This is a genomic window from Pseudomonas meliae (assembly GCF_001400515.1).
Lineage (GTDB): Bacteria > Pseudomonadota > Gammaproteobacteria > Pseudomonadales > Pseudomonadaceae > Aquipseudomonas > Aquipseudomonas amygdali.
In genome coordinates, this window is record NZ_LJQT01000028.1 from 3,227 (window position 1) to 3,556 (window position 330).

Here is a 330-nt window from a genome sequence, read left to right on the forward strand (position 1 = left end):
GTTTTTTTTTGGTCCTGGAATCGAGTACTTGATGTAGAACCGTTCAGATTGCGACTCGACGATTGAATAGCGTCCGCACAACCTCCGTGTAAATATCAGCGTTGGCATCAGTCATTTATTATCTTGCCTGTAGGTATGGCCCGGCTTTATTACAAACTTCTTTACCAGAGCATTGAGTTCTTTACCAGGGTAGAGATCAAGGCACTTCAATAAATAAAACTTTACGCCCTTTACTTCAGAGTCAATCAGAGGGCTCGTATAGTCTCTGGCTAAATCCTTATCAATGAGCGCTTCCACTGCATCAGGGCTTCTCTAAGAGGGTGTAGACAA

The 330-nt window shown here is 43.3% G+C and carries 1 pseudogene; it reads right to left on the reverse strand.

Annotation, left to right across the window (positions count from 1 at the left end):
* Positions 1-111 precede the first annotated feature (111 nt).
* Positions 112-306 (reverse strand): annotated as a pseudogene (locus ALO64_RS01275) (T6SS amidase immunity protein Tai4 family protein); the annotation flags it as partial.
* Positions 307-330: the final 24 nt, after the last annotated feature.